At 69.8% G+C, this 17,223-nt stretch carries 19 protein-coding genes; 11 read left to right on the forward strand and 8 right to left on the reverse strand.

Annotated features, from left to right (window positions below):
* Nucleotides 1-77: 77 nt before the first annotated feature.
* Nucleotides 78-755: a fasciclin domain-containing protein gene (locus ACLQ28_RS20725; RefSeq protein ID WP_425687920.1), complete on the forward strand. Its 678-nt coding sequence runs from the start codon at nucleotides 78-80 to the stop codon at nucleotides 753-755.
* A gap of 8 nt (nucleotides 756-763) precedes the next feature.
* On the opposite strand, the gene ACLQ28_RS20730 is transcribed toward ACLQ28_RS20725, so the two are convergent.
* Nucleotides 764-1,759, reverse strand: a complete 996-nt coding sequence (locus tag ACLQ28_RS20730) for a tyrosine-type recombinase/integrase (protein ID WP_425687921.1) — start codon at nucleotides 1,757-1,759, stop codon at nucleotides 764-766.
* 58 nt (nucleotides 1,760-1,817) lie between these two features.
* Here ACLQ28_RS20730 and ACLQ28_RS20735 point away from each other — a divergent pair, with 58 nt between their 5' ends.
* The 3 genes from ACLQ28_RS20735 (at nucleotide 1,818) to ACLQ28_RS20745 (ending at nucleotide 3,748) form a co-directional block, all read left to right on the forward strand.
* Nucleotides 1,818-2,369 (forward strand): AAA family ATPase, encoded by a 552-nt coding sequence (locus ACLQ28_RS20735; RefSeq protein ID WP_425687922.1) that lies wholly within the window; start codon nucleotides 1,818-1,820, stop codon nucleotides 2,367-2,369.
* Between the two features lie 187 nt (nucleotides 2,370-2,556).
* Entirely contained in the window at nucleotides 2,557-3,126 is a 570-nt protein-coding gene (locus ACLQ28_RS20740; protein ID WP_425687923.1) for a hypothetical protein, read from the forward strand.
* A 265-nt stretch (nucleotides 3,127-3,391) separates the two neighbouring features.
* On the forward strand, nucleotides 3,392-3,748 hold the full coding sequence (locus tag ACLQ28_RS20745) for a DUF6193 family natural product biosynthesis protein (RefSeq protein ID WP_425687924.1): 357 nt from the start codon (nucleotides 3,392-3,394) through the stop codon (nucleotides 3,746-3,748).
* A gap of 120 nt (nucleotides 3,749-3,868) precedes the next feature.
* On the opposite strand, the gene ACLQ28_RS20750 is transcribed toward ACLQ28_RS20745, so the two are convergent.
* Nucleotides 3,869-4,720 carry a helix-turn-helix domain-containing protein gene (locus ACLQ28_RS20750; protein ID WP_425687925.1) on the reverse strand — a complete coding sequence of 284 codons (852 nt, stop codon included), beginning with the start codon at nucleotides 4,718-4,720 and terminating at the stop codon, nucleotides 3,869-3,871.
* A gap of 119 nt (nucleotides 4,721-4,839) precedes the next feature.
* On the opposite strand from ACLQ28_RS20750, the gene ACLQ28_RS20755 reads away from it, so the two are divergent.
* Entirely contained in the window at nucleotides 4,840-6,027 is a 1,188-nt protein-coding gene (locus ACLQ28_RS20755; RefSeq protein WP_425687926.1) for an MFS transporter, read from the forward strand.
* A gap of 86 nt (nucleotides 6,028-6,113) precedes the next feature.
* On the opposite strand, the gene ACLQ28_RS20760 is transcribed toward ACLQ28_RS20755, so the two are convergent.
* The 3 genes from ACLQ28_RS20760 to ACLQ28_RS20770 all read right to left on the reverse strand — a co-directional run bounded on the left by ACLQ28_RS20760 (nucleotide 6,114) and on the right by ACLQ28_RS20770 (nucleotide 9,364).
* Nucleotides 6,114-6,560, reverse strand: a complete 447-nt coding sequence (locus ACLQ28_RS20760) for a hypothetical protein (protein WP_425687927.1) — start codon at nucleotides 6,558-6,560, stop codon at nucleotides 6,114-6,116.
* 278 nt (nucleotides 6,561-6,838) lie between these two features.
* Entirely contained in the window at nucleotides 6,839-7,561 is a 723-nt protein-coding gene (locus ACLQ28_RS20765) for an alpha/beta fold hydrolase (protein ID WP_425687928.1), read from the reverse strand.
* Between the two features lie 213 nt (nucleotides 7,562-7,774).
* Nucleotides 7,775-9,364 carry a beta-N-acetylhexosaminidase gene (locus ACLQ28_RS20770; RefSeq protein WP_425687929.1) on the reverse strand — a complete coding sequence of 530 codons (1,590 nt, stop codon included), beginning with the start codon at nucleotides 9,362-9,364 and terminating at the stop codon, nucleotides 7,775-7,777.
* Between the two features lie 202 nt (nucleotides 9,365-9,566).
* On the opposite strand from ACLQ28_RS20770, the gene zwf reads away from it, so the two are divergent.
* The gene (gene zwf / locus ACLQ28_RS20775) at nucleotides 9,567-10,946 is read left to right on the forward strand and encodes a glucose-6-phosphate dehydrogenase (protein WP_425687930.1); all 1,380 of its coding nucleotides are present in this window, start codon (nucleotides 9,567-9,569) and stop codon (nucleotides 10,944-10,946) included.
* A gap of 139 nt (nucleotides 10,947-11,085) precedes the next feature.
* Here the strand turns inward: zwf and pip are convergent, their stop codons facing one another.
* Nucleotides 11,086-12,060 (reverse strand): prolyl aminopeptidase, encoded by a 975-nt coding sequence (gene pip, locus ACLQ28_RS20780; protein ID WP_425687931.1) that lies wholly within the window; start codon nucleotides 12,058-12,060, stop codon nucleotides 11,086-11,088.
* A gap of 183 nt (nucleotides 12,061-12,243) precedes the next feature.
* Between pip and ACLQ28_RS20785 the strand changes: the two genes are divergently transcribed.
* Together ACLQ28_RS20785 and ACLQ28_RS20790 are read left to right on the forward strand one after the other, a co-directional pair.
* Entirely contained in the window at nucleotides 12,244-13,656 is a 1,413-nt protein-coding gene (locus tag ACLQ28_RS20785; RefSeq protein ID WP_425687932.1) for an OFA family MFS transporter, read from the forward strand.
* Complete coding sequence (locus ACLQ28_RS20790) at nucleotides 13,653-13,778, forward strand: MFS transporter small subunit (RefSeq protein ID WP_425687933.1); 126 nt, start codon at nucleotides 13,653-13,655, stop codon at nucleotides 13,776-13,778. The genes ACLQ28_RS20785 and ACLQ28_RS20790 overlap by 4 nt, the downstream gene beginning before the upstream one ends.
* Before the next feature lie 30 nt (nucleotides 13,779-13,808).
* On the opposite strand, the gene ACLQ28_RS20795 is transcribed toward ACLQ28_RS20790, so the two are convergent.
* Entirely contained in the window at nucleotides 13,809-14,537 is a 729-nt protein-coding gene (locus ACLQ28_RS20795; RefSeq protein ID WP_425687934.1) for an SDR family NAD(P)-dependent oxidoreductase, read from the reverse strand.
* A 218-nt stretch (nucleotides 14,538-14,755) separates the two neighbouring features.
* Between ACLQ28_RS20795 and ACLQ28_RS20800 the strand changes: the two genes are divergently transcribed.
* Together ACLQ28_RS20800 and ACLQ28_RS20805 are read left to right on the forward strand one after the other, a co-directional pair.
* Nucleotides 14,756-15,217, forward strand: a complete 462-nt coding sequence (locus ACLQ28_RS20800) for a peroxiredoxin (RefSeq protein WP_425687935.1) — start codon at nucleotides 14,756-14,758, stop codon at nucleotides 15,215-15,217.
* A gap of 83 nt (nucleotides 15,218-15,300) precedes the next feature.
* Nucleotides 15,301-15,990 (forward strand): hypothetical protein, encoded by a 690-nt coding sequence (locus ACLQ28_RS20805; RefSeq protein WP_425687936.1) that lies wholly within the window; start codon nucleotides 15,301-15,303, stop codon nucleotides 15,988-15,990.
* 6 nt (nucleotides 15,991-15,996) lie between these two features.
* On the opposite strand, the gene ACLQ28_RS20810 is transcribed toward ACLQ28_RS20805, so the two are convergent.
* Nucleotides 15,997-16,449 carry a MarR family winged helix-turn-helix transcriptional regulator gene (locus ACLQ28_RS20810; RefSeq protein ID WP_425687937.1) on the reverse strand — a complete coding sequence of 151 codons (453 nt, stop codon included), beginning with the start codon at nucleotides 16,447-16,449 and terminating at the stop codon, nucleotides 15,997-15,999.
* A gap of 96 nt (nucleotides 16,450-16,545) precedes the next feature.
* On the opposite strand from ACLQ28_RS20810, the gene ACLQ28_RS20815 reads away from it, so the two are divergent.
* Nucleotides 16,546-16,992 (forward strand): hypothetical protein, encoded by a 447-nt coding sequence (locus tag ACLQ28_RS20815; RefSeq protein ID WP_425687938.1) that lies wholly within the window; start codon nucleotides 16,546-16,548, stop codon nucleotides 16,990-16,992.
* The last annotated feature ends 231 nt before the right edge of the window (nucleotides 16,993-17,223 follow it).

Below are 17,223 nucleotides of genomic sequence, written 5' to 3' on the forward strand. Positions count from 1 at the left end.
CCAGCCGGCGGCGCGGGCCTGGTGCCCGCGCCGCCGGCACACCCCACCCCACCAACCCCGAACCCGTGGAGACCGCCGTGTCGCACCCCGCCTCCCCGAACGGCACCGCAGCGCGGCACCCCCTACTGCGGGCCCTCAGCCTCCTCGCACCGACCCTGCTGCTGGCCGTCACCGCCTGCACCGGCGCCCCTGCCGACGCCCGCGCGGACGCCGAACCAGCGACACCCCAGGTCACCGGACCGCTGTGCGCCGCCCTGCCCACCGGCACCGACCCCGGCAACCCGACCTTCCTCGCCGGCCAACCCGTCGACCAGGCGCTGCGGTGGATCCCCACCCTCACCACGTTCGAAGCGGCCCTACGCACCAGCGGCGTCCTCGCCGACCTGCCCGCCGGCACCAGCGTCACCGTCCTGGCGCCCACCGACGACGCCTTCGCCGCCACGTTCTCCGAGGACAACTGGGACGACCTCATGACCCACCACACCGACCAGCTACGCACCCTGTTGAAGGCGCACCTCATCACCGGCACCCACCCGATCGACGACCTCGCGACCGCCGGTAGAACCACCACCCTCGACGGCGTCACCGTCACCGTCACCGTCACGCGTACCGGGCCCACCGCCGCCCGCCTCGCCGACCGCGCCGACACGGTCTGCGCCGACTACCAGGCCACCAACGCCCGCATCCACATCATCAACGCCGTACTCGGCCCACTGCCCGTCACCGCCGACGGGACCGACCACCGCGCCCACTGACCGCGCCCTCAGTCCAGGTCCGAGGGCACCAGAGCCGCCAACGCGCGGTTGGTCCGATTGGCCCGCACCGCGTCGCGCTGCTGCCCGGCCGTCACCTCGATGTACGTCTGCGACGACGCCAACGACGCGTGCCCCAACAACCGCATGATCTCCGCAGCGCTCGCCCCATCCTCGGCCAGCCGAGTCGCGAAGGTGTGCCGCAGCGCGTGCAACCGCGCGCCACGCGGCACCCGGTCACCGATACCAGCCCGCCGATAACACGACTCCACGAGATACTGCAGCCCACCACGGCGTAGCGGCTCACCGCGCCGATCCACAAGCAACGCAGAGTCGGGGCGTACCGAGCGCGAACCGAATCGCCGCGCCCGACTCGCCAGGTAGTCCATCAGCACCCGGTCCAGATCCGCCTCGATCGGCACCACCCGGGGCCGCCCGCCCTTGCCAGCCACCTCGACCCGCCGCTCACCGGGCCGGCCACCCAGCGAGCCGACCCGCAGCGCCAGCAACTCCGACAGGCGCAGGCCGGCGCAGAGTGCCACCGCCAACACCGCAACGTCCCGTTCCGGCCACGGGTCGCGTTGCCGACCGTCGTCACGCGCGGCCGACGCGAGCAGCACTTCGGGGGTGTCCGCGCCGCGCAGTGGCTTCGGCTGGGGGAGTAGCGCCCGGGGTCGGCCCACCGCCGGCATCGGGTTGCCCGCCACGATCCCGTCGGCGACCAGGAACGCGAAGAAACTGTTCCAGGTGGACCAGGCGCGATGCACCGACGCGGGTGCCCGGGGACCGGCGAACCGGGCGAAGGCCGCCCGCATCACCCGGGGGGAGAGGTCGGTGATCAACAGCGCGTCCAGGGGGAGGGGAGTGGCCTCGGCGACCAGGGCGGCCACCGCGTGCAGGTCCCGCCGGTACGCGGCCAGAGTGTGGGGGGAGGGCTTGCGGGTGGCTCGGGCGGTCAGGAACTCCTCGATCAATGCGGTGAGCGATTCGTCCTGTTTTTCATGCATAACGGATATTATGCAGCATTTTCGGGTTCCCCGGAAGTGCGGGGAGAGGGGGAGTGCGGTGACCCAATCGCAGCGCTACGTCCTGACCGGAGCCCCGGGAGCCGGCAAGACCACACTGATCGAGGCACTGAGCCGCCGCGGACACCTGGTGGTCCGGGAAGCGGCAACCGACATCATCGCGGCCCGCCAGGCGAAGGGGTGCGCCGAACCCTGGCGCGAACCCGGCTTCATCGACGCCGTCGCGCGCCTACAGCGCCACCGTCGACTCGCGGCCGACGTACAAGGCGACGTGCAGATCCACGACCGGTCACCGTTGTGCACCCTCGCGCTGGCACTCCACCTGGGCCGCGACGTCGGCCCCGACCTCGCCGCCGAAATTGACCAGATCACCAGTACGGGGACCTACCAGCCACTGGTGTTTCTGACCGCCCCGCTGGGCTTCATCCGACGCACGGCCGCGCGCCGGATCAGCTACGCCGACTCGCTGGTCTTCGCCCGGGTGCATCAGGAGGTGTACGAGGCGTACGGGCACCGGCTCGTGGACGTGCCTGCGGGGCCGGTGCGGGAACGAGTCGCGCTGATCGAGAAGCACGTAACGTGCCCGGTATGACGCCACCAGCCGCCACCTGTCCCGACTGCGCGGGTCCGGCAGGCCGACCGTGTACCGGGAGCCCGACGATCCCATCGGCTGGGCCTGCTCCGAGGGGCACCAGTGGCGGGCGGCCGATCGGCCTGGCTGGGCTCCCTGGGCGACGCCAACCGTTGTCGCCGGAGGCAGCGATGCCGGTGACGCATCAGTGTCGACCGACCCCAGGGACTTCGTCAGGGACGGCCGGAGTTGGCGAATCGGCACGGCCAGCGACGTCGCCTGGCTCGCCGGCCACCCCACACAGGGCGTCTCGATCACCGCGGCGATTCCGCCGGTGTTCGACGCGTACGCCACCTTCTATCCGCCCGACGACGTCAGCTTCGTCGACCACGAGCGCGCCGTGGTCGACGAACTGGTCGCGTACACCCCGGACCAGCCCTGGTGGCTGGGCTATCTCGAGACCGGTGTTCACGACATCGTCTTTCCGCGTGCGCCGAGAGTGCGCCTGTACTGGGACTGGTCCTACGTGCTGGTCGAAGCCGGACCCGAGCAGGCCCTGACCTGGCGGACCGGTCACTCGCGCGGTGACGGGCCGCTGCCTGACCTGTTCTTTCCCGCGGATCGCTCCTGGCTGGTCTCCGCCCTCTGGGACGACACCTGGACCGACATCGGCGGCAGCGTCGCAGTTGTCGCGGCTCTGCACCGCAATCCGCTGGTCAACGCCCGCCGCGTCGGGCCCGATGAGGACGCCCTGCCGCCCGGGCTGACGCGCGAGTAGCCGTCGCTCGCCCCACGGCGAGGGGACCGCCAGATAACGCAACTTTACATAATGTGCATTATCGAATCAGCACTCCGATGAGTCGAAGTAGAGGAGAAGCTTCTCGGTGACAGGCCCGTGCTTTGTCTCCTTCTTGATCCGCGAGGCATCATCGGACGTGTCTGACCAACGTGGTCCAACGCGGCCAGACCCAGTTCTCTACCCTGACGTCGCTCACGCGGGCAGCCTGAACCGCATCCTGCAAGCCGAGTTCGATGGAGTCTGCATGGCGCGGGGCAACACCGACGACCTGCACGCGGTCGCCGGCGCGATGCGGACCTGGCAGGCCGGGGCGCGAGTCCGGGAGTTTGGTTCCGAGTGGCCGTTCGTTACCTTCAGCCCTCTCGCCGAGGCCCACGAACGCGGTGAAGCAGCCGAGTACACCTGGCGGCGATACCACGAAAACGCCCGTCGGGCTCCGCACCTGCTCCGCCTGCACTCCTTCATCACCGTTGCCATTCGCGAACCGCGACTGCGCCAACTGATGCCCTTCACCAGCCACTGGAACCTCGGCTTCAGCAGAACCGTCCTCAACGGTCTGGCCGCGTCTGGAGCGCCGCCCTTCCGCAGCACTTTGGCGTAACAGCGACACCCGCTCCCCCGCTGGTTGCCGCCCTCGGTGAGGACATCGACAGCGGCTACCGTGTGCCGAGCTTGCCGGGCTCGTAGTTGTAGGGCCGGGTGATGGGCCGTCTTGAGGCAGTCACACAGACGCGACGGGTGTATCCAGCAGCGCGCGGGTGCGCGTGCCGTCGGGGTCGTCGCGCAATTCGTAGATCTCGATGCGCTGGTCGGGCCGGTCCGACTGGGCCCAGAGCTGGAAGTCGACGGTGAATCCGCCGGCCCGGGGATGGATCATGCGTTTGGTTCCGGCGACGCATTCGCCGACGCGCCCCGAGGCCCACAGGGAGGCGAAGGCGTCGTCACGGACGCACAGTTCACCGATCATGCCGGTCAGGACTTCGTCGTCCGGGTATTTTCCGCTGATCAGCCGCAGGTAGGCGACGTAGTCGGCGGCCTCCTGGTCCCAGTCCTGGTACAGGGCGCGGGCTTGCGGATCGAGGAAGAGCAGGCGGGGCAGGGAGGGCCGGGTGCCGGGGTGGTCGGGTGCGTTGGCGGGCAGGTGCGGGGCGACCAGGGCGCGCCCGAGGTCGTTCCAGGCCAGGACGTCGTTGCGCCGGCCGAGGATGACGGCAGGCCGTGCGGCGATCAGCGACAGCAGGGTCCGCGCGTTCGGGCTTACCGCCTCCGGGCCGGAGTCGATGGCGGCGGGGCGTTTGGCGCGCGCCAGGTCGAGCAGGTGCTCGGTCTCGGTGACGGACAGCTGCAGCGCCCGGGCCAGGGCCAGCAGGACCTCGTCGGAGGCGTGGCGGCTGTGGCCCTGTTCCAGGCGGGTGTAGTACGTGACGCTGACCCCGGCCAGTTGCGCGACCTCTTCCCGACGCAGCCCGGGAACGCGGCGGCGCACCCCGAAGCCGTTCAGCGGGGTCGCCTCCGGCGACAGGGCAGCACGCTTGGCCCGGAGGAATACGGCCAAATCGCCCGGATCACTCATATATCAACTATATGCGGTGTTCCTGGTACGCGACCATATCCCTGCCAGTGCCACCCTTCTCGGGGAGTGCATAAGGCGGGATCTGGTAGCTGACCTGCACATCTTTCACGATCGAGAGCATGCCTCTACCGATCATCGCTCTCGCTCTGACCGCCTTCGCCCTGGGAACAGCCGAACTTGTTCCCAACGGCCTGCTGCCGCTCATCAGTGACGATCTCGGGGTGTCGGTGTCCCAAGCGGGCTGGGTGACCACCAGCTTCGCGCTCGGCGCGATGATCGGCGGCCCGCTCGTGGCGGCTGCCACCCTCCGCCTGCCACGCAAGCCCCTCGTGACCGGCCTGGCCCTCGTATTCCTGATCGCCAACGCCATCACCGCTCTCAGCGGCAGCCTGCTCGTGGTGTCCGCCTCCCGCGCTCTCGCCGGAGCGATGCTGGGCGGCTTCCTCGGCGCCGCGATCACCATCGCCGGCGGCCTGGTCGCCCCCACCCGGCGGGCCATGGCCATCGCCGTGGTCTTCACCGGTTTCACCGTCTCCAACGTGATCGGCGTCCCCATCGGCAACATCGTCGGACGCGCGGTCGGCTGGCAGTCCGCCTTCTGGGTCGTCTCCGCCCTCGCTGCCATCGGCGCCGTAGCCATGTGGCTGCTCCTGCCCAGCCCACCCGCGGGCGGCGACGGCGCGGACGAGGACCGCGGCTTCGCCGTCCTGCGCAGCGGAGCGTTGTGGGCCGCGTTCCTCGCCATCGCGCTCAGCTACGGTGGCCTGTTCGTCGCCTATACCTACATCGCCCCCTATCTCACGACCGTCACTGGCGTGTCCGCCGACTCCCTCACCTGGCTGCTGCTGCTGTTCGGCGCGGGCCTGATCGCCGGCAACGCCCTCGGCGGCCGCTACGCGGACCGGTCCGTGACCCGAACGGTCATCGTCGTCCTCGGCATCCTGATCGTCGGGCTGCTGGCCCTGTGGGCGCTGGGTTCGGTCCTGCCCGCCGTGCTGGTTCTGCTGGTGCTGCTCGGCGGCGCGGGCTTCGGCATGGTGCCCCCGCTGCAGTCCTACGTCCTGTACCTCGCCGGCACCACGTCCGCCCTGGTCTCCGCCCTCGCTGCCGCCTCGTTCAACGGAGGAGTCGCCCTGGGCTCCGCGGTCGGCGGCCTCGTCCTGGACCGCACCCCCCACTACCCGGTGCTGGCCGTGGTTGGCGCCTTGATGACCCTGCTCGGGCTGCTCGTCTTCCTGCTCACCCACCGCAGGCACCACGCCCGCCAGGCCACGGCACAGGACGATCCAGTGGCCCAGTACGCGTGAACCGGCTCCTGCCCGTCCTGCCACCGGCTCAACGTTGTGCGGGCGGGGACTGTCCCGGTTCGGCGACGTCGGCCAGCGGCGGACGTTCAAGCCACCGGCCCGGCGACAGGCGGTCTCGTGCTTACCGTTGTTTTTGGTCTGGAAACTACGGGCGGCCCATCAGGACGACGTGGCAGGTCCTCCTCGTCCTCGTACTCCGCTCCGGGGTCCTGCGGGAACTGGACGAACGGGGTCTTCGGCTGGTCGGGGTGGGTGGGTTCCACCGGGTTGCGGTGCCACACCGTGCCGTAATTGCGGTTCAGGACCTCGCCGAGATACCACCCCGGCACCGCGACCGTGGGCTGCTCGACTGCCTCGGCCGCGAGCAGGTCGTTCCGGCCGGCCAACCGCTCACGCAGCAGTTGCTCCAGGCGGTCCATTGAGTCCACGGTGAAGTCCCATGCCTGCCCGGTTTCACGGGACCAGACCGGAAAGGCCGTCTGTTGGGCCGTCAACCAGGTGTTCAGCCGCGGGTTGTCGGCCCAGTCGCTCATGCCCGGTCTCCGCTCAGCGCTTGATAACGAAAAGATACCCATAGTTGTTAGTCGATCGCATTGGGGCGCGCCAATGCGGATCGACAGCGTGCCGGTGCCGGTGCTGGTCTCCGTCGCGCTCGCGCTGATCCTCGCGGGCGTGGCCCTGACCTGGCGGGCCCGCCGGCGGCGGCGCATCTTCGTCAGTTAGAGGTCGTGTTTCGTACGGCGGCGGCATCGTTCCCGGTACCGCCGCTGCACGAATTCGGAGGCTGTCTCGGCCAGGACGGCCCGGTTCGTTAGCGCGTACGGTGCAGCCAGTCCTGGGTGAGCGATCGCAGCATCGTGGGCTGTTCGTACGGCAGGTAGTGGCCGGCGGCGTCGATCACGGTGAAGGTGCCGCGGGGATAGCGGCGCATAGCGCGGAACTGGTCGGCGTAGCCGACGATCCTGTCCTGTCGGCCGGTGATGATGGTGACCGGGCCGTCGAAGACGTTCTCGGCGCTCTCGTCGGGCAGTGCGTAGTCGGGGCCGGTCTGCAGCTTCTCCTGGAAGGTCGCGTCACCGGGGCCACCGGAGTTCAGGGCGGTGAGCACCGTCGTGACGACGGCGGCGTTGCGATGGCCCAGGGCGGCGTCGAGGTGGGCGTGCAGTGCGGCGGGGGCGGCGTCGAGCCAACCTGTGGGCGCTGCGAGCGGCGGGTCTTCGGGCAGGTCCCGGCTGTCGCGGGCGATGGTGATGCCCGGGCAGACGAGGAGCAGGCCTCGGACGAGTTCGGGGCGTTGGCGGGCGATGCCGGCGGCCAGGTAGGCGCCGTAGGAGCCACCGGCGAGCAGGACGGGTGTGTCGACGTGCTGGTCGAGCCACGCGCAGACGGTGTCCAGCATCGCCTGGGACGTGGGTGGGCAGGTGGCGGGGCTGTCTCCGTGGCCGGGCAGGTCCAGGTACGTCTCCCGCAGGCCGGCACCGGCGAAGGCTGGGCCGAAGGCGGCAGCCGTGGCGGTGCGGGTCATGCTGAACATGGGCAGGCACACCACCTCCGGTCCGGTCCCCGCTGATTGATCAAACGCCAGGTTCATGGTCGACTCTCAGTGGAGATGATGGCGATGGCACCGAGCACCCGACCGGTCCGCGGATGCTGGTGGGGGCCACCGCCACGATTGCCAGTCGGTGAGTGGTTCCCGGCCTTCGCGGGCACCGGACGGTGCCCGCGAAAGCGTGGGATGGGGTACGGCTCAGCGCCACGGCACCTGGGGTGACGGGTAGAAGTCGACCTGTTGCAGGCGCCAGCGGGGTGCCTGCTCCCCCAGTCGCGTCCGGAACGATTCCCAGTCGTGGCTGGCGGCTGTGGACCAGCCGAGTTCGGCGATCGCGGGCAGGCGCGGGAAGGCCATGTACTCGATGTCGTCCAAGGTACGCAGCGTTTCCGACCACAGCGGGGCTTCGACGCCGAGGACGGAGTTCTCCCCGACACCGGTGACGCGGGTGGCGGGGTCCCAGCCGTACGCGTCGGAGACCTCGATGTAGGCGGCCCAGCTCAGTCCGAGGCGGGTGTTGCGGTCGTACTTCATGTCCAGGTACGACTTGTTGGCCGGCGACATGATGACCTTGTTGCCGCGGGCGGCGGCTTCGGCGAGGTCGGCGTTGGTGGTGCCGGTGCCCCAGAACTGGGCGACGGCGTCGGTGGGCGGGTCGACCTGCATGATCTCGTTCCAGCCGGACGCGCGTTTGCCGTACTTGGTGACCAGCGGCAGGACCCGCTGCATGAAGGTGCGGTAGTCCTCGTCGGTGGTGGCGTGGGCTTCGTCGCCGCCGACGTGTAGGAACGGTCCGGGTGTGATGGCGGCGATTTCACGGATGACGTCCTCGACGAACCGGTAGGTCAGGTCGTCGTTGATGCACAGTGAGCTGTAGCCGACGGCGGTGTCGGTGCGTGGGGGTGGTGCGACGCCGTCGCAGTTGAGTTCGGGGTACGTCGACTGGGCGGCGTTGGTGTGCCCCGGCATGTCGATCTCGGGGACGATGGTGATGTGCCGTGCGGCGGCGTACGCGACGACGGCCTTGTAGTCGGCCTTGGTGAGGTATCCGGGGCCGGTGCCGTCGACGCCGGTGCCTGGTCCGCCGCCGACGGTGGTGAGGCGGGGCCAGGAGTCGATCTGGATGCGCCAGCCCTGGTCGTCGGTCAGGTGCAGGTGCAGGTAGTTGATTTTGTACTGGCTGAGCAGGTCCACGTAGGCGGTGATCTCGTCGACGGTGTGGAAGTGCCGTGCGATGTCGAGCATCGCGCCTCGGTACGCGAAGCGTGGATAGTCGACGATCCGTCCGCCCGGGACCGTCCAGGTGGTGCGTTGCCGCTGCGGTGACTCGATGTCGGCGGGGAGTAGTTGGCGCAGTGTCTGTGTGCCGGCGAAGAGGCCGGCGGGGGTGTTGGCGCGGATCGTCACGCCGCGGCGGGTGACGTCGAGTTGGTAGCCCTCCTGGCCGACGCGGCTGTCCGCTCCTCCGATGAGCAGGGCGATCTCGGGCAGCGGGGTGGAGCGGACGGGGAGGACGGGCAGGGGGTAGCCGGTGGCGGGGCGCAGGGTTTCGGCGAGTTGACGGCCCACCTGCCAGGCGGCGGCCGAGCCGGGTGTGGTGCGGATGACGGTCAGGGGGCTGATCTGGAAGGTGCCGTGGGCGTCGGGTCGGGTTTCGACGGGCGCGGGGATGACGTCGGCCAGTTGTCGGGCCGGTGCGGTGGGTGCGGCGGTGGCGGGGGTTGCGGGCAGGATGAGTGGTAGTCCGAGCGCGGTCATGGCCAGTAGTCGCGTGACGGTGCGACGCATGGGCGCCTCCAGGCCTCGTCGTGATTGACGTGTTTCGATCAGGCCCATACGTTAATCGCGCCACCCGCGAACTGTAAACCTTCCTAAACGTGGGGTCGTCGCTGTCGCCGACCTCACGTGCGCCGCTCGCGGGGAATGCTCGGAGCGCGCCGGACCGTTGTCCGTTCGGAAGATCAGGATCAGATGATCGAATGGAAGTGCCATGAACATGCGCTCAGACGCGGTAGTGCTGTTCGGCGTCACGGGAGACCTCGTCTCGAAGAAGCTGTTCCCGGCGCTGTACGAGCTGACCCGGCGCGACCGCCTCGACGTCCCGGTGATCGGTGTGGCCCGCTCCCCCTGGGATGATCAGCAGCTCGTCACCACGGCCCGCAAGTCGGTCACCGAGGCCAACGACGAGGTCGACGACGAGACCTTCGACCGGCTGGCGACCAACCTTTCGATGATCTCCGGCGATTACGCGGACCCGGCGACCTACCAGCGGCTGGCGCAGCGCCTGCGCGGCGCCGAGCGGCCGGTCTTCTACCTGGCGATCCCTCCGGCGGTGTTCGGTGCCGTCGTCGAGGGCCTCGCGTCGGCCGGCCTGGCCGACCGCGGCCGGGTCATCGTGGAGAAGCCGTTCGGGCGCGATCTGGAGTCCTCCCGCGAGTTGGACCGGACGCTTCGCGCGGCCTTCGACGCGGAGCGGGTGTTCCGCATCGACCACTACCTCGGCAAGGAAGCCGTCGAGGGCCTCTACGCCTTCCGGTTCGCCAACCGGCTGTTCGAGCCGCTGTGGAACAACGAGCACATCGACAATGTCCAGGTCACCCTCGCCGAGGGTTTCGGCACGCAGGGCCGCGCCGGCTTCTACGACACGGTGGGCGCCACCCGGGACGTGTTGCAGAACCACATTCTGCAGGTCGTCGCGCTGATCGCGATGGAGGCGCCGGTCGCCGACGACACCGACGCGTTCAACGCCGCGGAGGTCGCGGTGCTGCGGCAGATCGAGTCGCTGTCGCCGCAGTCCACCGTCCGGGGGCAGTACGCCGGCTACCGCGACGAGCCGGGCGTCGCGCCGGACTCGAACACGGAGACGTTCGTCGCCACCCGGTTGACCCTCGACTCTCCCCGCTGGGCGGGCGTGCCCTTCTACCTGCGGACCGGCAAGTCGCTGCCGGGCACGGCGACCGAGGTCGTGGTCGAGTTCAAGCAGCCGCAGCGCTCCCTCATCCCCGCCGAGGGTGGGGCCGAGGCGCCCGCGAACCTGCTGCGGTTCCGGCTCGGCCGCGGTGACGGCATCACGATGTCGATCCAGGCGAAGAGCCCGGGCGCCGAGGTGACCAGCCGTCCGGTGGACCTGTCCGTCGACTTCGGCGCGGCTCTCGGCCGCCGGCAGGAGGCGTACGAGCGGCTGCTCGACGACGCGATGGATGGTCAGCACCTGCGCTTCGCCCGCGAGGAGACGATCGAGCAGGAGTGGCGAATCGTCGAGCCGATCCTGGATCTGCCCGCCGCAGTGCAGTCGTACGAGAAGGGCACCTGGGGTCCGGCGGACGCCGACGCGCTCGCTGGTGGCTGGCACACCCCGGACCTGCGGTAGCTGCTGATCGTCGAGGGCTGGCTGACCGGGTTGAGGTCGACGGTTCGCCCGGCACCTTGCGCCCCGGCGACACCTCATCAGGTGGAGGATCGACGGCTCGGCCGCAGCCTGCGCGACCTGGGGGCCCAGCACGGGTGGCTTACACGCCAGGGGCATCGTTGACCGCGAACTGGTCGAGGGCACGAAGAACCTGCTCGCGCGTCTCGGTGGTGCCGAGATGTCCGGCGTTCTCGATCACGATCAACGTCGAATCGGGCCAGGCGCGGTGCAGGTCCCACGCTGTTTGCAGCGGCCCGCCCAGGTCAAGTCGGCCATGGATGAGGACGCCGGGGATGCCGGCCAGTTGGTCGGCATCGCGCAGCAGTGCGCTTTCCTCCAGCCACGCACCGTGGGAGAAGTAGTGCGCGCAGATTCGCACGAAGGCCAGCCGTGCCGCGGGAGGGCGGTCGCCGTACGGATTGGATGCACTGCCGGTCTCTCCGGACAGGACCACGTCTTCCCAGGCGCACCAATCGGTCGTGGCCCTTTCTCGCACGGCGGGGTCAGGATGTTCCATGAGGCGGGCGTACGCGGCGACGACGTCCCCGTCGCGGGGTGTGCCCGGGGCGCCTTCGAGGAATCGTTCCCACTGCTCGGGGAAGAACCGGCCGACGCCCCGGTAGAGCCAGTCGATGTCGGCGCGTCGGGTCATGGTGACGGCGGCGATGACGATCTCGGATACCCGCCGGGGGTGTTGCTGCGCGTAGGCCAGGATGAGCGTGCAGCCCCAGGAACCGCCGTGCAGCAGCCAGCGGTCGATGCCGAGGCGTTCGCGTAGCCGCTCCATGTCGGCGATCAGGTGCCGGGTGGTGTTGTGCCGCATGTCGGTCGCCGGGTCGCTCGCGTGTGGTGTGCTGCGGCCACAACCACGTTGGTCGAACAGGACGACCCGGTACCGGCCTGGATCGAAGTACCGACGCCAGCCGGCCCCACGCCCCGAGCCGGGCCCGCCGTGGACGACCAGCGCCGGCTTACCGGCCGGGTTGCCGCACACCTCCCAGTACACGAGGTTCCCGTCGCCGACGTCGAGCATGCCGGTCTCGTACGGCTCGATCGGCGGGTACAGCTCGGTCATGGTCCAGACCTCCAAGAACTGAGGAAGGTGTATCGGATCCACGGGCACAACGCAACAAACCCCGCTGACTGACCGCTCAGCTCAGCGCGGCGACCGTCCGGCGATCGTGAGGTTTGCCGCTTCCGCCTGATGTGGGCACGTTGTGCGGGACGTTTCTCGTCCTCATCGGAGAGGAAGCAGCGCATGCTTTCCGCACTCGATCGTCGGCACACCATCGCGCCACCCGGCTACAGCCGGTGGCTCATACCCCCGGCGGCACTGGCCATCCACCTCTGCATCGGCCAGGTCTACGCAACCAGCGTCTACAAGAACTCGCTGATCGCCCACTTCGACACCAGCCAGACCGCGATCGGGGTCATCTTCAGCATCGCGATCGTGATGCTGGGCTTGTCCGCCGCGATCGCCGGAACCTGGGTGGAGGCGAACGGACCGCGTAAGGCGATGTTCGTCTCCGCCTGTTTCTGGGCGGCGGGCTTCCTGGTGGGTTCGCTGGGCATCGCCACGACGCAACTGTGGCTGTTGTATCTGGGCTACGGGCTGCTCGGCGGCATCGGTCTGGGCATCGGCTACATCTCCCCGGTCTCCACCCTGATCAAGTGGTTCCCGGACCGGCCCGGCCTGGCCACCGGGTTGGCGATCATGGGGTTCGGCGGCGGGGCGATGGTCGCCTCTCCCCTGTCCCGGCAACTGCTGTCGTTCTACGACCCCAGCTATGATCCGGCCAACGCGGGTTCGACGGCGTCGGGCAGCGCCCTGGTGTGGCTGTTCGTGACACTCGGCCTGGGCTACTTCGTGATCATGATGTTCGGGGTGGCAAACGTGCGGGTGCCCGCGCAGGACTGGCGGCCGGCCGGCTTCGACCCCGCCAGCGTGGCGGCGAAACCACTGGTCACGACAGCGAACGTGTCGGCGGCGAACGCGGTGAAGACCCGTTCGTTCTGGCTGCTCTGGGTCGTGTTGTTCTGCAACGTGACGGCCGGCATCGGCATCCTGGAACAGGCCAGCCCGATGATCCAGGACTTCTTCCGGGACAACGGCACCTCGGCGGTGACCGTCGCGGCGGCCGGCGGCTTCGTGGGTCTGCTGTCGCTGTTCAACATGGCCGGCCGGTTCGTGTGGTCGTCCACCTCGGACGTCATCGGCCGCAAGCCGATCTACCTGGTGTATCTGGGTGTCGGCATGGTGCTGTACGCGCTGCTGGCCCTGGTCGGGCAGACCGCGACGGCGCTGTTCGTGCTGTTGGCCTGCGTGATCCTGTCGTTCTACGGCGGTGGGTTCGCCACGGTGCCGGCGTACCTGCGGGACCTGTTCGGCACGTTCCAGGTCGGCGCGATCCACGGCCGGCTGCTGACCGCCTGGTCGGCGGCGGGGATCGCGGGCCCGCTGATCGTCAACGGGTTCCTCGACGCAGAGGGTAAGCCGGGCACGTTGACGGCCGCGGCCTACCGGCCGGCGCTGTTCACGATGGTGGGTGTGCTGGCCGTGGGCTTCGTGGCGAACCTGCTGGTGCGGCCAGTGCCGCAGCGCTACCACGAGCCGCCAGCGGAGCAGAGCGTAAACGAGGACGCGACGGCGCTAAGGAGTGGCACGCGATGAACGACGACAGCCGACAGGGGCAGCAGGCCCGGTTGTGGATCTCCTGGTTGGTGGTGGCGGCGCTGCTCGGCTACGGGGTGGTGCAGACGCTGATGACGGCAGCGAAACTGTTCACCAACTGAGCTGTGAGCCGGGGCGCGTGGCGCCCCGGCTCACAGACCGCCGGAGACGCGTAGCACCGTCCCGGTCGCGTACGAGGCGTCCGGGCCGAGCAGCCAGGCGATGGCGGCGGCGATCTCGTCGGGTTCGCCGGCACGGCCCAGCGGGATACGACCGACAGCGGTGTCGGCACGATCGGGTACGCCGGAGTCGGCGTGGATGTCGGTGCGCACGATGCCCGGTGCGACCGCGTTGACCCTGATGCCCTTCGGGGCAAGCTCCTTGGCGAGGCCCACGGTGAGGGTGTCGGTGGCAGCCTTCACCGCGGCGTAGTGCACGTACTCCCCGGGGCTGCCGAGCGTCGCGGCGGCCGACGAGACGTTGACGATGGCACCGCCGTCGGTCATCCGGCGGGCGGCCTGCTGGGCGCAGAGGACGTAACCGACGAGGTTGACGTCGACCACGCGGCGCAGGTCGTCGACGCGCAACTCGGTGAAGGGCCCGATGGGGCTGGTGACGCCGGCGTTGTTGACCAGGCCGGTGAGCGGGCCGAGCTGTGCGGCGGCGTCGAACAACTCGGTGACCTGGTCGGGGTCGGTGGTGTCGGCGCGTACCGCGACGGCCTCTGCGCCGGTGGCGCGCAGGTCGGCCAGGACGGCAGCGGCGGCGCCATCGTCGCGCCGGTAGCACAGGGCGATGTGATGACCGGCCCCGGCGAGGCGGCGGGCGGTGGCCGCACCGATGCCGCGACCGCCGCCGGTGATGACGGTGACGGGTGCCACAGCGCCCTCCCTGGAGTCTTGATTGCTGCGTACGGGTCGCGTCGACGCTACCGTGACCGGCACGGGTTGGTCCTCAAGAGGGGCAGCCACTCGGGGTGTCGCCGCCGGTGACGATCGGCGCGCGCCGTTTCGTCGACGGCGGGGTGGACGAGGTGGCTGCGCTCTGGGTGTGATCGCTTACGCTCACCGCGCGTTCGATCGGACAACGGAGGTGCGCGGTGGCGGGTGTGGGTGTCGGCGACGTGGTGGAGGATTTCGAGCTGCCGGATGAGACGGGCACGCCGCGGCGTCTGTCGGAGTTCCTGGCGGCGGGGCCGGTGGTGCTGTTCTTCTACCCGGCGGCGATGACCCGGGGGTGCACGGCGGAGAGCTGCCACTTCCGGGACCTCGCCGCGGAGTTCACGGCGCTTGGCGCTTCGCGGGTGGGCATCAGCCGCGACCCGGTGGCGAAGCAGGCGGAGTTCTCCAAACTGCACGGCTTCGACTACCCGCTGCTGTCGGATTCCGACGGCGTGGTGGCGCAGCAGCTCGGGGTCAAGCGGCGGATGCCGTTGGGGCCGTTGAGTATGAAGCGGATGACGTTCGTGATCGGCACGGACCGGCGGATCATCGAGGTGATCCACAGCGAGGTCAGCATGAACGACCACGCGGACCGGGCCCTGCGGGCGCTGGGCGGCTGAGCGGGCACGAGCCCCGTGCGGCGGGTGTCGCAGCCTGCTGGTATCAAGACAGCAATCAAACAGGTGTACGGAAGAGGGTTGTGATGGATGCCGGCCAGGGTTTGTCCACTAGCGAGGTGCAGAGCATCCGGGAGGCGTTGGCTGCCGGGCGTAAGCCGCGGGTGGTGTTCACCGCATCGGCGGGGCAGATCGCCGGTCAGGTCGGTCAGGTGATCGAGCTGACCGACCCCGAGGTGTCCGACGAGTTCGTGGTGGTGCGCTTCGGCCGTGACGAGTTGCCGTTCTCCCCCGCCGACCTGGCCGTGGCGCCCAAGGGTGTGACGCGGCGGGTGGTGGAGCCGAAACCGGAGCCGGAGCCGCAGGAGTCGCCCGCGGTGGCCGCGCCGGAGTTCGTGTTGGACACGCCGCGGGTGCCCGCGCAACGACAGGAGGAGCCGAAGGTGGAGCAGCAGACGGAGAAGCCGCCGGCGCGGCGGGCGGTCAAGGCCGTCAAGCCGAAGAGCCCCGCGGGTCTCACTGTCACGCTGGCGTACGCCGACGGTGAGTGGACCGTCGCCGCGCAGCAGGGCAGCAAGGCCCTCGCGAAGCCGTACGTGGTGAAGCCGGCGGAGGCGTTGAAGATGGTGGGGCTTGTCGACGTGCCGGGTGTGCAGGAGGCGGTGGAGCAGATCCTCGGCACCGAGCGGGCTGAGGCGGAGCAGCAGGCGGAGAAGCTGCGTGCCGAGCTGGCCGAGATCGAGGCCCGGTTGGCGGAGCTGCGCGAGGCCCGCTGAGGCGGGTCAGTGGCGGCTGTGGTGCTCCAGCAGTCGGGTGAGCAGTCGCGTCAGCTGCGCACGTTCGGTGGTGGACAGTGGTGCGAGCAGGTCGTCCTGGACTCGGTCGACGGTTTCGCCCATCCGGCGGGCCGCGTCGGCGCCGGCGTCGGTGCTGCTGACAATGTTGCGGCGGCGATCGGCCGGGTCGGGGGCGCGCACCACGAGCCCTCGGCCGGCCAGGTCGTTGATGGCCGCGACGACGTCGCTGCGGTCGATGCCGCAGCGGCGGCCGAGGTCGGCCTGGCTGGCGGGCCCGTCCTCGGCGAGCGAGGCGAGCAGCCGGTAGTGGTAGCCGCGTAGGTCATGAGCGGCGAAGCCCTCGCCGATGAGGCGGCCGGCGTAACTGGCGGCCTGGTTGAGCAGCCAGCTCGGGGTGGTGCGTAACCCGCCGGGTGACTGCGGGGCGGTGGACTCCATGGCGGCAGCCTAACAGTAATCGTTGGTGCTACCCACGATCTCATGTTACGTTGGCTTCACCAACGTTGGTCAAGCCAACGTTTTGAAGGAGGCGTCATGTCCACCACTCCCACCCTCAACGGCCAGGTCATCGGCCAGGCCCACTACGCCACCCGGGCCCTGCTCGAACGTGCCGTCGCCCCCCTCGGGCTCAGCTTCGGGCATGTTCTCGCGCTCAACGTCCTCGCCGACGGTGCCGTCGACCCGGCTCGGCTCGTCCACCGGATCACCAGCACCCTGAAGACCGATGAGCAGGCGGTGCGCGAGGTGATCGCCCACCTCGTCGACGCCGACCTCGCGCGGGTCGACGACGGCGTTCCCGAGCCGCAGCTGCGGCTCACCGACGCCGGTCACGCCACGCAGCGCCGCGTCGGGGCCACCATCGCGGACACCACCACCCGGCTGTACGGGGACATCCCGACCGACGAGGCGAGGGTGGTCGCCCAAGTGCTCACCCTCGTCACCCAGCGGGCGAACGCTGAACTGGCGGCGCTTCCGGCCTGACCGGGCCACCGCCACCGCCACCGGCCAGTCGACCTCGCGAGCGGCCGGGTGACCGCAGTGCTACCGGCGCGCGACCGGGCACGCGGGAGTGGGGGTCGGCGGTGGGGGTCGGCGGTGGGGCCGAGTGTGTCGAGGCGGTTGATCCACTCCAGGTCGACGATGTGGGGGTATCGGGGCGGGTGTGATGCCGCGATGTCGCCGACCTGGTGTCGATCAACCGCGCTCCGCCCG

Origin of the sequence: Micromonospora sp. DT201, assembly GCF_049841575.1 — a bacterium.
Lineage (GTDB): Bacteria > Actinomycetota > Actinomycetes > Mycobacteriales > Micromonosporaceae > Micromonospora.

Coding starts and splice junctions, on each gene's coding strand:
- ACLQ28_RS20810 (WP_425687937.1), bottom strand. CDS start 16,449: ATGGAGTCCACCGCCCCGCAGTCACCCGGCGGGTTACGCACCACCCCG.
- ACLQ28_RS20745 (WP_425687924.1), top strand. CDS start 3,392: ATGGCGCGGGGCAACACCGACGACCTGCACGCGGTCGCCGGCGCGATG.
- pip (WP_425687931.1), bottom strand. CDS start 12,060: ATGACCGAGCTGTACCCGCCGATCGAGCCGTACGAGACCGGCATGCTC.
- zwf (WP_425687930.1), top strand. CDS start 9,567: ATGAACATGCGCTCAGACGCGGTAGTGCTGTTCGGCGTCACGGGAGAC.
- ACLQ28_RS20755 (WP_425687926.1), top strand. CDS start 4,840: ATGCCTCTACCGATCATCGCTCTCGCTCTGACCGCCTTCGCCCTGGGA.
- ACLQ28_RS20750 (WP_425687925.1), bottom strand. CDS start 4,720: ATGAGTGATCCGGGCGATTTGGCCGTATTCCTCCGGGCCAAGCGTGCT.
- ACLQ28_RS20730 (WP_425687921.1), bottom strand. CDS start 1,759: ATGCATGAAAAACAGGACGAATCGCTCACCGCATTGATCGAGGAGTTC.
- ACLQ28_RS20815 (WP_425687938.1), top strand. CDS start 16,546: ATGTCCACCACTCCCACCCTCAACGGCCAGGTCATCGGCCAGGCCCAC.
- ACLQ28_RS20790 (WP_425687933.1), top strand. CDS start 13,653: ATGAACGACGACAGCCGACAGGGGCAGCAGGCCCGGTTGTGGATCTCC.
- ACLQ28_RS20785 (WP_425687932.1), top strand. CDS start 12,244: ATGCTTTCCGCACTCGATCGTCGGCACACCATCGCGCCACCCGGCTAC.
- ACLQ28_RS20765 (WP_425687928.1), bottom strand. CDS start 7,561: ATGTTCAGCATGACCCGCACCGCCACGGCTGCCGCCTTCGGCCCAGCC.
- ACLQ28_RS20805 (WP_425687936.1), top strand. CDS start 15,301: ATGGATGCCGGCCAGGGTTTGTCCACTAGCGAGGTGCAGAGCATCCGG.
- ACLQ28_RS20770 (WP_425687929.1), bottom strand. CDS start 9,364: ATGCGTCGCACCGTCACGCGACTACTGGCCATGACCGCGCTCGGACTA.
- ACLQ28_RS20760 (WP_425687927.1), bottom strand. CDS start 6,560: ATGAGCGACTGGGCCGACAACCCGCGGCTGAACACCTGGTTGACGGCC.